We start from the raw sequence: 17,066 nt of genomic DNA, 5'->3' as shown, positions 1-17,066 counted from the left end.
GCGACGGTCAGGCGACCGCCGGGCGGCGGCCCGGTGGCCGGCTTCCGGCGGCGGTGAGCGCCTGGATGCGGTCGAGTTCGGCGAGGATGTCGGCCAGGGTCCGGCAGCCGTCGGCCTGGGCCGGGCGGGCCGCGGGCCGGGGGTCCGCGGGCCGGGCGTCGGCCGCCGGGGCGGCGTGCTCCAGGGCGTCGGCCGCCGCGTCGAGCGCGACGCCGATCCGGTGGGCCGCCACGGCGTCCGGCCGCGGGGCGCCGTACTCGATCCGTACGGCGCATGCGGTGGCGGCGTCCGCGATGCGCTCGGCGCGGGCGGTGACGCGCAGCCAGTCGGGTTCCGGGCCGGCGGTGAGCTCGGCGGCGGCGCTCTCCGCGGCCGCGCGGGCCTCGGCGAGCGCGTGGTAGGCGGCGCGGCGCAGTTCGGCGCGGGGGCGGCCGGGTGCTCCGGCGAGCACGTGGTCGAGGTAGTCGCGGGTGCGGCGCAGGGCGAGCGCGCAGCGGTGGCCGACCCGGGCGCGGCTGTCGGACAGCCGGGGCAGATGGCCGGTCAGCAGCACGATCGCGCAGGCGAGCGCGGTGTCCGTGAGGCGGGTGCCGGCGGCCTGGCGGTCCCCGGCGGCCGAGACGAAGGCGAGCACGGTGACGGTGACCACGGCCGTCTGGACGGCGAAGTGCCGGGCGGCGGCGGGGACCAGCGCCCCGGTGACAGCCACCGTGGCGACGGTGAGCCAGGGCCCCGCCGGGGCGGCCGTCAGGGCGGCGGCGACCAGCACCCCGGCGGCCGTGCCGGCGAAGCGGTTGACCACCCGGGAGAACAGCGGGCCGAAGTCGGGTTTGACCAGGAAGGCGGCGGTGGCGGGGAGCCAGAACCAGTGGCCGGTGTGCAGCAGCAGGGCCGCCACGGTGCTCGCGGTGACGCAGACGGCGACCCGCAGGCCGTACTCGCGTCCGGCCGGGCCGGCGGGGTGCGCGCCGTGCGCGCCGCGGTGCGGGATGCGCCGGGGGCCGCCCCGGTCCGGCGCCGGTGGGCCGGCGAACGCGAGGCCGGCGGCGAGGACCGCGCGGTCGAAGGCGGCGCCGGCCGGGGTGTCGGCGACCGGGGCCGGCAGGGCGCCCGGCAGGTTCCCGGCGCGGACGGCGGCGGCCAGCCGGCGGGGGCCGGTGGCGAGCCGGGCCGGGAGGCGATCCCCCTCCCAGAGCAGGGCGACGGCCGCCTCGCAGAGGGCCGCCGCGGCGGCCAGGCGTCCGGCCAGCACGGCCCGTTCGCGCGCGGCGCCGGGCAGCGGGAGCAGCCGGTGCAGGCGCAGCGCGTGGTCGGCCCGGTCGAGGGCGGCGGTGAGCCGGCGGCGGGCGGGTTCGGCGGCGGGGGTGCCGACGGCGTCCAGCGCGCCGGCGAGCGCGTCGAAGACCGCGGCGACGGCGTGCCGCTCGCCGTGGCGACGGCCGGGGGTGGTGGGCAGCCGCAGCAGGAGCAGCCAGCCCGCCCCGGCCAGGTACCAGCCGGCGGCGGTCGGTCCGGGCAGCGGCAGGGCCAGGCCGCTGCCGACGGCGGTGAGCACCAGCAGTTGCAGGGCGGCGGCCGAGCAGACCGGCCCGGCCACGCTGACCGCGCCGGAGACCAGAGCGACCGTCAGCAGCAGCGGCACCGCCCACCAGCCGGTCGCGACCCCGAGCAGCAGACCGACCGCGCCGCCGAGGGCCGGGCCGCCGATCTGGACCAGGCCGGCCCGGCGGGTGCCCGGCCGGTCGTTGATCCCGGCGAACAGGGCCCCGAGCCCGGCGAGCAGGCCGACCTCGGGCCGGCCGGCGGCCAGCGCGGCGCCGAGCAGCGGCGCCATCCCGAGCGCGCCCCGGAGGGTGGCGCCCCACGGGATCGGGCCGCGCTGCCAGCGCAGCGGATGGGCCAGCCAGTCGGGTGGGCGGCGGGGCACGGTCCTCCTCGGTTCGGTCCGCCCGGCCGCAGAGCCGTCCGGGCACCGGGGCACCGACAGGCCTGCGCGGCGGGCGTCCCCCGGAGCCTAACCGGCCTGCTTGTCGGTCCCGCTTCGTCCGGGTTACGCCCCGATGTCCCCCGCCACCCCGGCGCCGGAGACGCCTCGCCGTCCCCGCTGCCGCGGGCGCCGCTCAGAGGCTGACCGGGTGCGCCGTGGCCGTGATCGGGCTGGGCAGGGCGGTGTCGCCGGTCAGGTAGCGGTCGACGGCGGCGGCCACCGCGCGGCCCTCGGCGATCGCCCAGACGATCAGCGACTGGCCCCGGCCGGCATCGCCCGCCACGAAGACGCCCTCCGCGGTGGTGCCGAAGCCGGTATCCCGGGCGACGTTGCCGGCCGGGTCGAGCGCGAGGCCGAGCTGCGGGATCAGCCGGCTGTCGGGTTCGGGGCCGGTGAAGCCGAGGGCGAGCAGCACCAGCTCGGCGGGGACGGTGTGCTCGGTGCCCGGGCGCGGGGTACGGCCGGCGGGTTCGGCCTCGGCCAACCGGACGGCGCTGACCCGCCCGGCGGGGTCGCCCTCGAGCGCCACGGTGACGGCGGAGTACGTCCGGGCGTCCGGCGCCCCGGTCAGCGCGCGGGCCTCCTCGTGCGAGGCGGTGAGCCGGTACACCTTGGGGTGGACCGGCCAGGGCTGCCGCTCCGTGCGGGTGCCGCCGGGGCAGGGGTTGATGTCGAGCTGGGTGACCTCGGCCGCCCCCTGGCGCAGCGCGGTGCCCAGGCAGTCGGCGGCGGTGTCCCCGCCGCCGATGATCACCACGTGCAGGCCGGTGGCCCGCACCGGCGGGTCCACGCTCTCCCCCTGCGCCTCCCGGTTCGCCAGCGGCAGGTACTCCATCGCCTGGTGGACGCCGGCCAGCCGCCGGCCGTCGACCGGCAGGTCGCGGGGCGCGGTGGCGCCGATCGCGACCACCACCGCGTCGTGGCGGGTGCGCAGCCGGTCGGCGGGCAGGTCGGTGCCGATCGTGACGCCGGTGCGGAACTCGGTGCCTTCGGCCCGCAGCTGGTCGATCCGCCGGTCCAGCAGGCGCTTCTCCAGCCGGAAGGACGGGATGCCGTAGCGCAGCAGGCCGCCGGGCCGGTCGGCGCGCTCGTAGACGACGACGGTGTGGCCGGCCCGGGTGAGCTGCTGGGCGGCGGCCAGGCCGGCGGGGCCGGAGCCGACCACGGCGACGGTCCGGCCCGAGCGGTACTCCGGCGGGCGGGCGGCGGCCAGGCCGCGTTCCCAGGCCTGGTCGGCGATGGCGGCCTCGACGTTCTTGATGGTGACGGCGTCGCCGCCGTCGACGGCGAGCACGCAGGCGCTCTCGCAGGGGGCCGGGCAGAGCCGGCCGGTGAATTCGGGGAAGTTGTTGGTGGCGTGCAGGCGGTCCGCGGCGGTCTCCCAATCGCCGCAGGAGACCAGGAAGTTCCAGTCCGGGATGAGGTTCCCGAGCGGGCATTCGCTGTGGCAGAACGGGATGCCGCAGTCCATGCAGCGCGCGGCCTGGCCGTCGATGATCGGCAGCAGGCCGCCGGGCGCGTTCACCTCGGCCCAGTCGTGCACGCGTTCCTCGGCCGCGCGGCGGGTCCGCAGGACGCGCGGGGTGGTGAGGAATGCCTTCGGATCGGCCATCGGCCGCCTCCGTCGTCCGCGCCGGGGTCGTCCGCACCGGATCGTCCGCGCTGAGCTCGCAACGTGCACCGTGTGTGTGGCCGGACGGGGAGCGAAGCGCGCGTCGAGCCGGTCCCATGCAGCGCGCCGGTCGACGATCGGGGTCGTACGCGGCGTGTCAAGCCACCATACGTCCGTTCGGGCCGCGGTTCGATCGCACGGGCCGGCCGGGGCGCGGTGCCCCGGCCGGCCGTGGTCGCGGCGGGCTCCTCGGATCAGGCCAGCGGGCGGCAGAGCAGGGCGTCGGGCACCCCGCCGTGCAGCCAGCGCCAGGTGTAGGCGACGCCGGCCAGGTACTCGCCGTCCGCGCACTGGCCCTTGTAGTAGCCGGGCGCCCAGTCGCTGCCGGTGGAGCCGCCGCTCGCCGGGCGGTTGTCGCCGTGGTCGAACCAGACGTTGTGCCCGCCGGTGGGCAGGGCGTTCGCCGCCGGGGCGCAGAGCAGCGCGGACATCGCGTTGCCGCGCACGCTGAAGCCGACGGCGAAGGTCCGGTCGGGGCACTGGAGCTTGTTGTAGCCGGAGGCCCAGTCGCCGCCGGTGACGTACCGCTCGTCGGTCACCACCTGGTACGGCGCCGCGGTGCGGGCCGGACCGCCGGCGTCGGTGCACAGGCCGCGGCCGTCACTGCGGGCGAGGCCGGTCAGGCGTTCGGTGTCGGGGCAGCTGCCCTTGCGGGCGCCGCTGTCCCAGTCCGGCAGGGCGAGCATCCGTTCGGAGGTGTCGAGGTCGGCGTGGTCGAGGCCGAGCATGTTCCACCGGGGGGTCGGCGGCACCGGTCCGGTGCGGCCGGGTGCGTCGACCAGGCGGTGCCAGTCGGCGGCCCGCCAGTCGCCGGGGTCGTCGATGCCGAGCCGGGTGCCGGCGGGGTCGTAGGAGAGCAGCGCCCAGTTGTCCTGCGGGACGCCGTCGCGGGTCCAGCCGATCAGCGGCCAGACGGCGAAGTCGGTGTCGGCGGCGACCAGGATGTCGGTGAAGGCGTCGAGCCAGGCGCGTTCCTTGGGGTCGGTGGCGCCGCGGCCGGTGGCACCGAACTCGCTGATCCACACGGGTGCGGTGAAGTGCTGGCCGGCCCGGGTGACGAACAGGGCCTGCTGGTCGACCACCTGGGCGAGCTGGGCGGGGGTGAGGTCCTGGTAGCGCGGGTCGTGGGTCTCACCGAGGCCGGTCGCGCCGCTGTGGTTGGGGCCGGTGTAGGCGTAGAAGTGCGCGGAGTAGACCAGCTTGCCGGAGCGGATCAGGGTGTTGGAGAGGTTCTGCACCGGCGTGAGCATCGGCCGGCCGTGCGGCAGCCCGTCGAGCGGGATGCCCTGCCAGTTGATGCCCTCCATGACGATCAGCAGGTCGGGGTCGGTCTGCAGGATCCGGTTGCCGGCCGCCTCGAAGGCCGCGTACTCGTCGTGGGCGTCGCCCCAGCCCCAGTTCGGGTCGTCCCAGGTGTCGCGGCGGACCTCGTTGCGCAGGTCGGCGCCGACCACCCGCTTGTTGTCCTTGTAGCGGCCGGCCAGGAACACCCAGTCGGCGATCCACTGCTCGGTGCTCTGGCCGCTGTTCCAGCGTTCGTTGCCGTCCAGCCCGCAGCACCACCGGGCGGTGGTGGTGTGGTTGTTGAGGATCACGGCGAAGCCGTCGGCGGTGAGCGCGGCGATCACGGCGTCGAAGACCTGGAGCGCGGTCCGGCCGCGCAGCTGGGGGTTGGCGGCGACGGCGGCGTCCGGGACCAGCGCGGTCTGGTGGATCATCGCGTTGGAGAACGGGAGCCGGATGCTGTTGAGACCGAGCGCGTGCAGGTCGGCGAGGATGCTCGCGAGCGGCGCCCGGTCCAGGCCGAGCGGCAGGTCGGCGGAGGGTTCGCCGTGCTCGTGGTTGGCCGGGTCGGCGGTGTCGCCGCTGCCCAGCCAGTGCCCCTGGGCGCCGTCCCAGTTGCCGGACCTGAGCTTGAAGCGATTGCCGGCGGCGTCGACGACGTAGCGGCCGCTGGTGCTGAGCGGCCCGCTCCAGGAGGCGGCGAGCCCGGCGGCCGTGCTGGGGGCCGGCCGGGCCGCCGCCGTCCCCGCACCGGCGGAGCCCGCGAGCAGGGTGGAGAGGGTCGCCAGGACTGCGAGGGTACGGGTGAACAGCGTCTTCATGGGCCGGCCCCGAGGGTGGTGGGTGATGGGGGGATGTGGCGCTCTTCGTTCGACTACCCGTAGGTAATGTGACGATTATTCACATGAAACCCCAGCCACGCCAAGGGTGTTGACCCGTTCAGAACGAGATGGGCTGCCCCTCCCGCCCGGCCTGGCCGGCGGTGTACGCGACGTCGTGCACGGTGCGCCCGTCCGGGTCGAGCAGGGTGATGGTGCCGCCCTTGTTCCCGAGCCGCAGGCCGTCGCCGGTGCGGACGGTGACGGTCGCCCCGGGCTCCAGCCGCTGGGCGGGCAGCGTGAAGCGCCGGTGCTGGGCGTCGGCGAGCTGCCAGTGGGCGAGGTCGACCGGGGCGGCCGAGGCGTTGACCAGGGTGACGCTCTCGGCCCGGTCGTCGGGGCCGGCCGGGTTGACCAGTGCCGCCAGGATCCGCAGCGCGCCGCCCGGCGCGTCCGGCCCGCCCGCGCCGCCCACCGCGTGGCCGGTGCGGTCGTCGGTGTGCCAGGACTGGGACTGGAACGCCAGGAAGAGCGCCACCCAGCGGGATTCGGCCGGGATGTGCAGCAGCAGGAAGCCGTCCTGGTGGACGCCGTCGTCGCGGCGGTGGCCCGGGTCGTTGCCCTGGTTCATGTGGATGTCGTGGACCCCGTTGCCGGGCAGGAAGCCGAAGACCTTGTCCGGCAGGTGCGGCTCGGTCGGCCAGCGCTGCCCGAAGACGTACGCGGTCGCGGCGGTGTCGGCGAGCGCCCGCAGCACCTGCCGGTCCACCAGGTCGGCCAGGTCGTTGTCCGCGCCGGGCAGGTCGGGGGGCAGCGGGCGCATCGCGTCCCGCGCGAGGAGCGCGTCGCGGACGAAGTCCGGGCCGGTGCCGCCGGGGCCGGGCGGCAGCTCGGTCCAGCCCGAGGCGGCGGGCGGCAGCTGGGCCAGCAGGGGGTGCCGGAAGTCCTCGTCCAGCAGCTGGAGCAGCTCGGCCGGGGCCTGGTCGGAGAGCACTTTGACCGCGGCGCGGAAGTCGGTGCCGGCGGCGTCGCGCAGGTGCAGCTGGTAGTGGGGGGTGTCGCGACCGCCCTCGCGGCGTCTTGCGATCAGTCGGGCGGCCAGCACGCCGTAGTGCTGAAGGGGCATCTGTGGTCCTCGGTACAGGGGGCGTCCGGGCCTGGGCCCGGCGGGTCGTCAGATGCCTTCCCCGAGCGGGGCGGCCGCCATCTTGCGCCGCCGAAACGTTCGAGTGAACCTTGCGCGTCCCGGTTTACGCCGGTCCGACCGCCGCCCGCTGCCGCGCACCGGTCTGGCTCACGCCGGTACGGCCGCCGCCCGCTCCCGCGCACCGGCCAGGCTCACTCCGGTACGGCCGCCGCCCGCTCCCGCGCACCGACCTGGCTCACGCCGGTACGGTCCCCGCCCCCGGCCGGGCGGCCGGTCCGGCCGGGTGCCGGCGGCCCGCCGCGACCTCGACCGCCAGCTCGGCCAGCGCCCGCGGGGCACCCTGCTGCCCCCGGATGCCGGGGAAGGCGTTGATGTCGACGATCAGCGGCTGCCCGGCGACGTCCAGCACGTCCACCCCGTAGACGTCCAGCTCGAAGGCGCGGCCGGTGTCCAGCGCGAGCCGCGCGTAGCCCTCCGGCAGGTGGTCCGGGCGCTGCGGCGGCAGACCGGGCCCGGTGGCCAGCTCGGAGCGGCGTTGCTCGGCGAAGACCTGGCCGTCGACCACCCAGAGCTTGTGGTCCCAGCCGTCGCCCGGTGCGAAGTCCTGCACCACCACCGGCTCGCCGGGCCACCGCTCGGCGAGGCCGGCCGCCTCGGCGGAGCTGGTCACCCGGGCCACCAGGTCGCCGCGCCGGCTGTGCCGGCTCTTGACCACCAGCGGCCGGTCCACCGCCAGCCCGGCCAGCTCCGCGACGCGGGTGGCGGCGAACGGCAGCCCGGCCCGGTCGGCGTGGCCGGCCATCAGCAGCCGGTCCTGGCAGAAGGCGGTGGCGGCGGCCGAGTTGAGCACCGGTACGCCGCGCTCCTCCAGCGCGGTGGCGAGCGCCAGCGCGGCCGGGGTGCGGGCCTTCAGCAGGTACACCGCGGCCGGGTCGGCGGGCGGCGGCGCCGTCGGGGCCAGCACCTCCACCCGGTGGCCGCCCGCCCGCAGCAACTCCGCGGCCCCCGCCAGCAGCGGGTGGTCCGGTGCCGGGGTGATCAGGCCGATCCTCACCGGGTGCCGCCGATCACGGCCGAGGAGGGCATCAGGCGGGCGGCGGGCACCGAGGGCCAGGAGGAGCCGGTCCGGGCCAGCCGGACCACCGCGCCGGCCACCGTGTCCACCGCGTCCGGCACCTGCCGGAAGCTCGGGAAGTCGTTGACGTCCACCACCACCGGGCCGTCCGGGCCGAGCAGCACGTCGACGCCGTACAGGTCCAGCCCGAACACCTCGCCGACCTGCGCGGCCACCGCCGCCACCTCGGCGCTCAGCGCCACCGGCCGTTCGCGGTGCGGGTGGTGCGGATGCAGCGGCGAGGTCCGCTCGGTGGCGAACAGCTCGCCGCCGGCGCAGTACACCTTGAGGTCCAGCCCGGGATTGGCGACGTACGGCTGCGCGATCAGCAGGCCCTCGCCGGCCAGCTCGGCGGTGAGCAGCGGCAGCTGGTCCGCCCGCTCGACCAGGTGGACGGCCCGGCCCGAACTGCCGTCGGCGGGCTTGACCACCAGCGGGTAGTGCTGATCCGGTATCAGGGCGAACTCGGCCGGGTCCGCGGCCGCCCAGGTCTGCGGCACCGGGAGGCCGTGGTGCGCGGCGATCACCGCCGCCTGGGCCTTGTCCCGGACCGGCCGGATCGACCGGGCGTCGTTGACGGTGGTCAGCCCGAGGCCCGCCGCGGCCTCCAGCAGTCCGAGGCCCGGCCCGCCGGAGACCGTCTTGAGCACCCAGGCGTCGTGCCGGCCCGAGCGGACCAGCCCGCCCAGGTCGAGCAGCGAGCCGCCCGGCCGCAGGACGTCCACCTGGTGGCCCCACTCGGTCAGCCTGCGCACCACGTCCAGCGGCATGCCGTCGTTCCGGTAGTGCTCCTCGACCAGGAAGCAGAACCTCATCCCGTACAACTCCTGTCCCCCCGCGGTGACCGCGGCGCTGAATGTAGCGCCTCAGGATGCCACGGATTCAGCTGGGCAAGATCGCCCGGTCCGTCCCGGAACGGCCACAGCCGGGTCACGGCCGCCGCGGGGCCCGCGGAGGGCCCCGGCGGGCGGACGGTCCGGGGCGGCCCGCAGGTCCGCGGGGTGCTTCGTGCACCGTCACCGGCCCGCGGCCGCGCCCGGGATGTCACGGCCGCGTCCCGGAACGGTCCGGGCGGGCCACAGCCCGGTCACGGGCCTCGGACAGCACGGGCGGCGCCCATTACCCTTCCTTGGTCAAGCCTTTCCCCGGCACGGGGGCACCGGGGAGCGAAGGAGGGGGCGGTGCGCGAGATCCTGGGGCCGGCGCCCGCGCCGGCCGCCGCACCCGTACGTCCCGGGCCGCGCGGGGTGCTGCGCCCGACCGGACTGCACGACCTGCGGGGCCGCCGCGCCCCGGTGGCGCTGCACTACCCGCCGGCCGACCTGGTGGTGGTCTCCGGGCTGCCCGGCAGCGGCAAGTCCACCTTGCTGCGGCGGTGCGGCCGGGCCCGGGTGATCGACTCGCAGCACGTCCGCGAGCAGTACCGGTCGCGCCTGCCGCGCGGGCTGCCGTACGCGCTGTACCGGCCGCTGGTGCGGATCGGCCACTACCTGCGGCTGCGCCGGGCGCTGCGCGCGGGCGGCCCGCTGCTGGTGCACGACTGCGGCACGCTCCCCTGGGTCCGGGGCTGGCTGGCCCGCACGGCGGCCCGGCAGGGGCGCCGGCTGCACCTGGTGCTGCTGGACGTCAGCCCCGCCGAGGCCGCCGCGGGCCAGCGGGCGCGCGGCCGGCGGGTCTCCCGGTACGCCTTCGCCCGGCACCGGCACGCCACCGGCCGGTTGCGCGCCCGGCTGGCCGGGACGGACGGGCCGCCGGCCGGCTGCGCCTCGGCGGTGGTGCTGGACCGGGCCGGGGCGCTGGACCTCCAGGACCTCGACTTCCCCGGCTGAGCACGGCCCACCTGCTCACCGCCCACCACCGTCGCCCGCACCACGGCGATCCGGCCATCCGGCGCCGCACGGTTCCGGGCCGGCCCGGCCCGCTTCGGACCGGTCGGTACCGGGCTTTCCGCGCACCGGCGGTTCCAGCTGGTGGGACGGGCCGGGCCGATTGCCCGGTTCACCCGGCCGCACCGCCGTCCGGATGCGGTTTCCGGACCCGAATTCCCCGGATCGTGCCCGAGTGCTGCCCGGATCGCCGGCACCGGGACGGCCGCGGTGCGCTCCCGACCGGGCTGACCTCAATCGCTTGAGGATTTCCTGAGCTTTCATCAATTCGTATTCCGAACCGGTTCTGCCCGAACGGGCAAAAGCCCGGGTGAACACCGGAATTCGCGGCCGGATTGCATTTACACCGCCCGGCGGGCCGACCTAGAGTCCCTCATGCGAATTGTCGTGCCCACGCACGAAGGAATGAACTCCCTTGAGCAATCTGCTGGTCAGGCGTGCCCCGCGCGCCGAAAGTCCCGCCTTGCCGGGCGACGAGGTCGAACTCGCCGAACCCCCGGTGATGGGTGAACCCACCGGTCTGGATTTCGGCTCCGCGCTGATGTACCTGCCGATGGGTCTCGGTGCGGGCGCGATGGTGCTGATGTTCTCGGTGCGCTCCGCCGGGCCGACCACCTACATGATGTCGGGAATGATGGGCGTCGCGATGGTGAGCATGACGCTCACCCAACTCGGGCGCTCCGGCGGGGAGCGGCGCCGCCGCACCCGCGCCGAACGCCGCGACTACCTCAGGTACCTGGCGCAGAAGCGTCGGCAGGCCCGGACGGCCGCGGACCGGCAGCGGGCCGCCCTGCTGTGGGACAACCCGGAGCCCGGCGAGCTCTGGGCGCTGGCCCGCGGCCCCCGCCTGTGGGAGCGCCGCCCGAGCCACGACGACTTCGCCCAGATCCGGATCGGGCTCGGACTGCGCCGCGCCGCCCTGGAGTTCCTGCCGCCGCAGACCAAACCGGTCGAGGACCTGGAGCCGCTCTCGGCGGTGTCGCTGCGACGGTTCACCAAGGCGCACCAGACCGTGCGCCGGCTGCCCGTCACGCTGGCGCTGCGCCGCTTCACCAGCGTGGAGCTGGCCGGCGACGGCGAACCGGCGCTCGACCTGCTGCGGGCCGTCGTGGCGCAGCTCGCGGTGCTGCACTCCCCCGACGAGCTGCGGATCGCCCTGCTGGGCGACGAGGCCGCGCGTGCCGAGTGGGAGTGGCTGAAGTGGCTGCCGCACACCGCGCACCCGACCCGGCAGGACGCGGCCGGCCCGGTCCGGCTCGCGGCCGGCGACCACGACGAACTGCTGGAGCTGCTCGGCCCCGACGTCGCCGACCGGCCCGACCACGACCCCGCCGCCGGCCCCAGCATCGCGGAGCCGTTCGTGGTGGTCCTCGCCCAGGGCGTCCGGCTCCCGGAGACCTCCCGGCTGCTCCACGGGGGTTTGCGGAACCTGGTGCTGCTGGACGCCACCGGGGCGATGACCGGCGGCCCCAGGGTGCTGCGGCTGAGCGTGCACGGGCGGCAGGTGGAGATCCCCTCCGGCGCCGACACCGTGTCCGCGACCGCCGACCGGCTGCTGCCGGCCGAGGCGGAGACGCTGGCCCGGACGCTGGCGCCGCGGCGCACCGGCGGCGCCGTCGACCTGCTCGACCGTCCGCTGGAGCAGGACGTGGAACTCACCACGCTGCTGGGCATCCGAGACCCGCACCGCTTCGACGTGCCCACCCTGTGGGGCCCGCGGCAGGCGCAGTCCGCCCGGCTGCGGGTGCCGCTGGGTGTCACCGAGGACGGCGAGGTGGTGGAGCTCGACCTCAAGGAGTCCGCGCAGGGCGGCATGGGCCCGCACGGCCTGCTGATCGGCGCCACCGGCTCCGGCAAGAGCGAGCTGCTGCGCACCCTGGTGCTCGGCCTGGTCGCCACCCACTCCTCCGAGGTGCTCAACCTGGTCCTGGTGGACTTCAAGGGCGGTGCGACCTTCCTCAACCTGGACCGGCTGCCGCACACCTCCGCGGTGATCACCAACCTGGCCGACGAGATCCACCTGGTCGACCGGATGCGGGACTCGATCAACGGGGAGCTGATCCGGCGCCAGGAGCTGCTGCGCGAGGCCGGCCACTCCTCGCTGTTCGACTACGAGAAGGCGCGGGCCGCCGGGGCCGGTCTGACCCCGCTGCCCTCGCTGCTGATCATCGTCGACGAGTTCTCCGAACTCCTTTCCAACAAGCCCGAGTTCATCGACCTCTTCGTCTCCATCGGACGGCTCGGCCGCAGCCTCGGGGTGCACCTGCTGCTCGCCTCGCAGCGGCTCGACGAGAGCCGCATCCACAAGGTGGAGGGCCACCTGTCGTACCGGCTGGCCCTGCGCACCTTCTCCTCGATGGAGTCCCGCAGCGTGATCGGCGTCGCCAGCGCCTACGAGCTGCCCTCCGCCCCCGGGCAGGGCTACCTCAAGGTGGACACCACCAACCTGGTCCGGTTCAAGGCCGCGTACGTCTCCGGGCCGGCGCCGGAGGCGGCCGGCCAGGACGAGGGGCCGGCACTCCCCGACCGGCCCCGGGACGAGGTGACCGCCTTCGGCCTCGACCGGCAGGGCCCGCTGCTGCCCGACCCCGCCGGGCCGCTCGCCGAGCCGACGCGCCCCGGGCCGCCGGCGGGCACTCCGGGCGCCCCCGCGGCGGGCGAGTCCCGCAGCACCAGCAGCCTGCTGGAGGTACTGGTCGACCGCCTGGAGGAGAGCGGCCCGCCCGCCCGGCAGGTGTGGCTGCCGCCGCTCACCGAATCGCCCAGCCTCGACCAGCTGCTGCCCGGCATCGTGCCCGACCCGGTGCGCGGCATGAGCGCGGCCGACCACCCCGGCGTGGGGCGGCTGACCGTCCCGCTCGGCACGGTGGACCGGCCGTTCGAGCAGTCCCGCGAGCTGCTGGTGGCCGACCTGTCCGGTGCGGACGGCCACCTGGGCCTGGTCGGCGCGCCGCAGACCGGCAAGTCGACCCTGCTGCGCACCCTGATCCTCTCCCTCGCGCTCACCCACACGCCGGAGGAGGTGCAGTTCTACTGCCTGGACTTCGGCGGCGGCGGACTGGTCTCGATCGCCGGCCTCCCGCACGTCGGCTCGGTCGCCACCCGGCTGGAGCGCGACCGGGTGCTGCGCACCGTCGCCGAGCTCACCCAGCTCCTGGAGCGCAGGGAGCGCGAGTTCACCGAACGCGGCCTGGAGTCGATGGCGGCGTACCGGCGGCTGCGCGAGCGGGGCGAGGTGGACGACCCGTACGGGGACGTCTTCCTGGTGGTGGACGGCTGGTTCACGCTGCGCCAGGACTTCGACGACCTGGAGCCGCGGGTGATGGAACTCGCGGTGCGCGGCCTGTCGTTCGGCATCCACCTGGTGGCGTCGGCGGTGCGCTGGTCGGAGATCCGGCCCCGGCTGCGCGACATGCTCGGCACCAAGTTCGAACTGCGGCTCGGCGACGCGCTGGAGTCCGAGGTGGGCAGCCGGATCGCCGCAGCCGTCCCGCACCAACCGGGCCGGGGCCTGACGCCGTCCGGGTACCACTTCCTGGCCGCACTGCCGCGGCTGGACAGCGAGTCGGCGACCGCCGACCTGACCGAGGCCACCAAGGCGGCGGTCGCCGAGATCGGCACCTTCTGGACCGGCCCCGCCGCCCCCGGGGTGCGGCTGCTGCCGAGCCGCCTGCCGGTCGAGCAACTCCCGCCCGCCGAGGGCGATCTGCGGATCTGCCTGGGGCTGGACGAGCAGCGGCTGGAGCCGGTCTGGCACGACTTCGCGGCCAACGGGCACCTGATGGTGTTCGGTGACGACGAGACCGGCAAGACCAACGCCCTGCGGCTGGCGATCCGGGCCGTCACCGACCGGTACACGCCCGAGCAGGCCCGGATCGCGCTGGCCGACCCCGGGCGCGGCCTGCTGGCCATGGTCCCGGAGGAGTACCGGGTCGGCTACGTGGTCGACCGGGAGTCGCTCGGGAAGCTCGCCGCGAACACCGTGGTCTCGCTCGGCCAGCGGGTCCCCGGACCGGACATCACCCCCGAACGGCTCGCCCGGCGTGACTGGTGGAGCGGGCCACTGCTGTTCCTGGTCGTCGACGACTACGACCTGCTCGCCGCGTCCGCGGGCCAACCCGCGCCGCTGGCCCCGCTGGTGCCGCTGCTCCCGCACGGCCGGGCGATCGGCCTGCACATGGTGATCGCCCGCAGTACCTCCGGCGCGACGCGCGCCATGATGGACCCGGTGCTGCGGCCCCTGTGGGAGCTCGGCAATCCGGCCCTGCTGCTCTCCTACCCCAAGGAGGAGGGCAAGTTCCTCGGCGAGGCGAGGCCGCGCACGCTGCCGGCCGGACGCGCCCAACTCGTCACCCGCCGGTCCGTCCGGCTCGTGCAGACCGGATTGGTGACCGCCCCGTGAACCCCGCCCCGCGCGCCACGGCCCTCCGTGAGCCGTTCGCCGTCCCCGAGCTGTGCCGGATCACCGTGGACGGTCCGGCCGGCCGCAGCGACCTCGCGATCCCCGTCACGCTCACCGTCTCCGCGCTGCAGGCGCTCCTGCTGGACACCCTGCCCGGCCCGGCCGCCGACCCGGGCTCCGCGTGGGTGCTGCAACGGCTGGGCGACGATCCGCTCGACCCGGCCGGCACCGCGCAGACGCTCGGCCTGCGCGACGGCGACGTGCTCCACCTGCGGCCCGCCGAAACCGCGCTGCCCGCCCTGCAGTTCGACGACCTCGCGGACGGGGTCGCGCAGGTGGTCGCCGGCCGGGCCGGCCGGTGGCAGCCGCGCTCCACCCGGCTGCTGGCGCTCGCCCTGGCCGGTCTGGCGCTGCTCGCCCTGGCGGCGGCCCTGCTCGGCCGCGGGCCGGGCGCGTCCACCGCCGCCGTCGCCGGCGCCGTCGCAGTGGCACTGGCCGGCGCCGCCGTGGCCGCGCGGCGGCTGGCCCGGGACCGGGCGGCGGCACTGCTCACCGGCGGCGCGGCGGTACTGTTCGGCGCGCTCGCCGGGCTGGCGTCCGGCGGCCACCACCCTGACCCGCGCGGGGTGTTGATCGCCGCCGGCGCCGTGACCGTGCTGTCCGCGGTGCTGCTGGCGCTGCGCGCCGTACCGGTCGCCGCCGGCGCCGCCGCCCTGCTCACGGCGCTCGCCGCGGAGGCGGCCGCGGCCCTGGTCCGGCTGACGCCCTGGAGCGCCGCCCAGGCGGCCGGGCTGACGGCCGGGGCGATGTTCGTGCTCGGCCACTTCGGGCCGCGCCTGGCGCTGCGCGCCGCCCGGCTGCGCGCCCCGCAACTGCCCAACAACGCGGAGGAGTTGCAGGAGGACATCGAGCCGGAGCCGCAGGAGCGGGTGGAGCGGCGGGTGGCGACCGCGACCGCCTGCCTCGACGCGCTCGGTGTGGCGGGCGCCCTGGTGCACACCGCCGGCTCCTGGTACCTGACCCGGCTACCGGGATGGGTCGGCTGGCTGGTGCCACTGGTGCTCGCGACGGCCGTGCTCCTGCGCGCCCGCGGGCTGACCGGCACCGTGCAGCGGGTGACCGCGGTCCTGTCCGGCGCCGCCGGCCTGGTCGTGCTGCTGCTGGCCCGGGTCGCCCCGGCCGGGGAGGGCCCGCGGCTCGCCGTGCTCGCGCTGCTGCTGACCGCCGCCGCGCTGCTGCTGGTGGCCGCCCGCCGCCTGGCCACCAGCCGCCCGCTGCCGATCTGGGGCCACGCCGGCGACATCCTCGAACTCCTCAGCGCCCTGGCGCTGTTGCCGCTGCTGCTGCAGACCGTCCATCTCTACGCCGCCGTCCGGGCGCTCTTCAGCTGAGGGGAGGACAACCCGTGCAGACCCGACGCGACCACGTCCAGGCCTACCAGTTCGCCATGGGCCGGCTGGCCACGGCCCTGGTGAGCGGCGACCCGGGGCGGGGCGAGAGCCCGACCAGGCGCGCCGCGCTCGGCACCTTCCTCGGTGCCGGGGTGACCGCCCTGCTGTGCGCCGGCTCCGGCGTGTACGGGCTGATCTCGCCCGTGCCGTCGGCCGCCTGGCGCACGCCCGGCGCGATCGTCCTGGAGCGGCAGACCGGCAACCGGTACCTGCTCCTCGACGGCGAGCTGCGCCCGGTGCGCAACCGCGCCTCCGCCCTGCTGCTGGCCGGCAGCACCGCGCCGATGGAGACCGCCGACCGGGCGGCGCTGGCCGGCGCCCCGCACGGCGCCCCGATCGGCATCCCCGGCGCGCCCGACACCGTGCCCACCGGCACCGGACTGCTCACCGGCGGCTGGACCCGCTGCCTGCGGCCCGACCTGGCGACCGGCCAGAGCGTGGACTTCGCACCGCAGGGGCGCACCACGCCCGTACCGGCCGACCGGCAGGCGCTGCTGGCCGGCCCGGACGGCAAGCGCTACCTGCTGTTCGGTGGTGTCCGCTACCCGGTGCCCTCCGACAGCGTGCTGATCGCCCTCGGCCTCGACGGCGAGCAGGCCGTGCCCGCCCGGCCGAGCTGGCTGGCCGCACTGCCGCAGGGCGCACCGCTCGCCGCCCCCACCGTGCCGGACGCCGGCGCCCCGGCCGGTCAGGTGGCGGGCGCCGCCGTCACCGTGGGCCAGCTGTTCAGCACCGACTCGGGCGGCACCGACCGCTACTACCTGATGCGCTCCGACGGCATCGCCCCGGTCAACGCCAGCGAGGCCGCGCTGCTCGCCATGGCGCCCGGCGCGCCCGCCGTCCGCCGGGTCGGCGCGACCGACATGGCGAGCACCCCGCTGTCCACCGCTCCCCCGCCGGCGGACCGCCTGCCCGACGTCCGCGACGCACCCCCGATCGCCGCCGCCGGCCAGGCCCTGTGCCTGGCCCAGACGCCCGACGGCACGGCCGTCCGCAGCCGGGTGGTGCTGGAGGGCGGCGCCGCCGCCACCGGCACCCGGCCCGTGCTGGTACCGGCCGACAGCGGCGTCTACGCCGTCGACCAGACCCAGCTGGCGGCCCAGGCCCTCGCCCCGCGCAGCTACCTGATCGACGACCAGGGCACCGCCTACCCGCTGGGCGAGGGTTCCGCCGCCGCCCAGCTCGGGCTGGCCGGCCGGCCGCGCACGCCGGTGCCCGGTGACCTGCTCGCCGAACTCCCCCAGGGCCCGGTGCTGGACGTCGCCGCCGCCCGCGCGACGGCGGGAGGGCGGTGACCGTGCGACT

The 17,066-nt window shown here is 76.5% G+C and carries 10 protein-coding genes; 4 read left to right on the top strand and 6 right to left on the bottom strand.

Annotation, left to right across the window (positions count from 1 at the left end):
* Window positions 1–7: 7 nt before the first annotated feature.
* The 6 genes from ABT014_RS13255 to ABT014_RS13230 form a co-directional block, all read right to left on the bottom strand.
* Window positions 8–1,927, bottom strand: a complete 1,920-nt coding sequence (locus ABT014_RS13255; RefSeq protein ID WP_350638810.1) for an FUSC family protein — start codon at window positions 1,925–1,927, stop codon at window positions 8–10.
* Window positions 1,928–2,120: 193 nt separating this feature from the next.
* Entirely contained in the window at window positions 2,121–3,599 is a 1,479-nt protein-coding gene (locus tag ABT014_RS13250; protein ID WP_350638809.1) for a glutamate synthase subunit beta, read from the bottom strand.
* 254 nt (window positions 3,600–3,853) lie between these two features.
* Window positions 3,854–5,764, bottom strand: a complete 1,911-nt coding sequence (locus ABT014_RS13245) for a glycoside hydrolase family 5 protein (protein ID WP_350638808.1) — start codon at window positions 5,762–5,764, stop codon at window positions 3,854–3,856.
* A gap of 118 nt (window positions 5,765–5,882) precedes the next feature.
* On the bottom strand, window positions 5,883–6,887 hold the full coding sequence (locus ABT014_RS13240) for a DUF2278 family protein (RefSeq protein ID WP_350638807.1): 1,005 nt from the start codon (window positions 6,885–6,887) through the stop codon (window positions 5,883–5,885).
* Window positions 6,888–7,143: 256 nt separating this feature from the next.
* A complete protein-coding gene (locus ABT014_RS13235; protein WP_350638806.1) occupies window positions 7,144–7,962 on the bottom strand; it encodes an ATP-grasp domain-containing protein in 819 nt (272 codons plus the stop codon).
* On the bottom strand, window positions 7,959–8,837 hold the full coding sequence (locus ABT014_RS13230) for an ATP-grasp domain-containing protein (protein ID WP_350638805.1): 879 nt from the start codon (window positions 8,835–8,837) through the stop codon (window positions 7,959–7,961). The genes ABT014_RS13235 and ABT014_RS13230 overlap by 4 nt, the downstream gene beginning before the upstream one ends.
* A 366-nt stretch (window positions 8,838–9,203) precedes the next feature.
* Here ABT014_RS13230 and ABT014_RS13225 point away from each other — a divergent pair, with 366 nt between their 5' ends.
* The 4 genes from ABT014_RS13225 (at window position 9,204) to eccB (ending at window position 17,056) form a co-directional block, all read left to right on the top strand.
* Window positions 9,204–9,851: an AAA family ATPase gene (locus ABT014_RS13225; protein ID WP_350638804.1), complete on the top strand. Its 648-nt coding sequence runs from the start codon at window positions 9,204–9,206 to the stop codon at window positions 9,849–9,851.
* A gap of 472 nt (window positions 9,852–10,323) precedes the next feature.
* On the top strand, window positions 10,324–14,310 hold the full coding sequence (gene eccCa, locus ABT014_RS13220) for a type VII secretion protein EccCa (protein WP_350638803.1): 3,987 nt from the start codon (window positions 10,324–10,326) through the stop codon (window positions 14,308–14,310).
* Entirely contained in the window at window positions 14,307–15,701 is a 1,395-nt protein-coding gene (gene eccD, locus ABT014_RS13215; RefSeq protein ID WP_350638802.1) for a type VII secretion integral membrane protein EccD, read from the top strand. Before eccCa ends, eccD begins: the two co-directional genes overlap by 4 nt.
* A 14-nt stretch (window positions 15,702–15,715) precedes the next feature.
* Window positions 15,716–17,056 carry a type VII secretion protein EccB gene (eccB, locus tag ABT014_RS13210; RefSeq protein ID WP_350638801.1) on the top strand — a complete coding sequence of 447 codons (1,341 nt, stop codon included), beginning with the start codon at window positions 15,716–15,718 and terminating at the stop codon, window positions 17,054–17,056.
* The last annotated feature ends 10 nt before the right edge of the window (window positions 17,057–17,066 follow it).

This window comes from Kitasatospora sp. NPDC094015, from assembly GCF_040304075.1.
GTDB lineage: Bacteria > Actinomycetota > Actinomycetes > Streptomycetales > Streptomycetaceae > Kitasatospora.
Note: the sequence above shows the minus strand (reverse complement) of the source record. Positions and strands in the feature narration are given on the sequence as shown.

Coding starts and splice junctions, on each gene's coding strand:
- ABT014_RS13250 (WP_350638809.1), bottom strand. CDS start 3,599: ATGGCCGATCCGAAGGCATTCCTCACCACCCCGCGCGTCCTGCGGACC.
- ABT014_RS13245 (WP_350638808.1), bottom strand. CDS start 5,764: ATGAAGACGCTGTTCACCCGTACCCTCGCAGTCCTGGCGACCCTCTCC.
- ABT014_RS13240 (WP_350638807.1), bottom strand. CDS start 6,887: ATGCCCCTTCAGCACTACGGCGTGCTGGCCGCCCGACTGATCGCAAGA.
- ABT014_RS13230 (WP_350638805.1), bottom strand. CDS start 8,837: ATGAGGTTCTGCTTCCTGGTCGAGGAGCACTACCGGAACGACGGCATG.